1 protein-coding gene is annotated in these 1,113 nt (G+C 55.5%); it reads right to left on the minus strand.

The window, feature by feature from the left end; genetic code table 11:
* Positions 1 to 39: 39 nt before the first annotated feature.
* Entirely contained in the window at positions 40 to 1,050 is a 1,011-nt protein-coding gene (locus tag MUB52_RS23905) for an IS30 family transposase (RefSeq protein ID WP_263846664.1), read from the minus strand.
* Positions 1,051 to 1,113: the final 63 nt, after the last annotated feature.

Consider the following 1,113-nt stretch of genomic DNA (forward strand, 5'->3'; position numbering starts at 1 on the left):
TGTGAACTCACGGTGAAGTGCAATTTCTGATATGTCTTTTTATTCCAATCGGTTCTGGATCTCCATCAGCTTGGCTTCGAAGATCTCGGCAGGTGTGTGGTAGCCGAGGCATTTGCGTGGCGTGGAATTGAGGCGATGGCAAATCGACCTCAAATATCGATTTGTCAGCGCCGTCGGTTCGGTGGATCTGGGGAGATACTTCCGCAGCCTGTTGTTCGTGTTCTCGACGGTGCCTTTCTGATAGGGTGCTTGCGGATCGCAGAACCACGCATCCGCACCGATCCCGGCCTTGAGATGCTTCCAGGCCGAGAACTCGGTGCCTCTGTCGAAGGTGATCGACTGGCGTGCATCGGCGGGCAGGGGAGCCAGGCCCTGGATCAGCGCCTCCATGATCGGCTTGGATTGGCGGTCTTCGTTGCGCATCACAACCGCGAAACGGCTGACCCGCTCAACGAGCGATGTGACGTTCACTTTCCCATGTTCTTTGCGGAACATCATCAGATCGCACTCCCAGTGACCGAATTCTGCGCGTTCTGAGATGCGATCAGGCCTGTGGGCCAGGCTTTGAACGTCAAATATGTGGGTACGGCTATGCCTCCGATAGCCGCGCGGTCTGCGGCGTCTGCGATGTTCAGGGAGATGACGATAAAACTGCTCATCGCGACCGTCTTTGGAATAGGCAAACCGATAGATGGTCTCGTGGCTTACACGGATCGGGTGACGTTCAAGCCGCATCCGACCTGCGATCTGTTCGGGGGACCAACCAGCCTTGAGCCGGTCTTCGATGGCGGTCTTAAGTTCTGGATGCACGATCATCTTACGATGGATCGCGCGGCGCTGCTCGTAGTTGGCTTGGGCCGTAATGCAGTAGTAACCGTTCAGCTCCGGAAGTTCCTTATCCTCGTAGCTGTTCCGCTTCAGCTCGCGATAGACTGTGGACGGCGCACGACCCAGCCGATCCGCAATCTCTGGAACAGACATTTTGGCTTCTCGCCACTTGTCGATCCTACGACGTTCTTCCAAACTCAGGTGAGGGTAACAGCGTCCCATTCATAAGCCTCCGTGCAACGTTCTGTTTTGATACAGAATTTGCACTTCGGATGTGAATCCACC

This window comes from Roseobacter sinensis (assembly GCF_025755255.1).
Taxonomy (GTDB): domain Bacteria; phylum Pseudomonadota; class Alphaproteobacteria; order Rhodobacterales; family Rhodobacteraceae; genus Roseobacter; species Roseobacter sinensis.

What these genes read in the sequence shown, in the direction of transcription:
- MUB52_RS23905 (WP_263846664.1), bottom strand. Translation starts at nt 1,050, where the DNA reads ATGGGACGCTGTTACCCTCACCTGAGTTTGGAAGAACGTCGTAGGATC.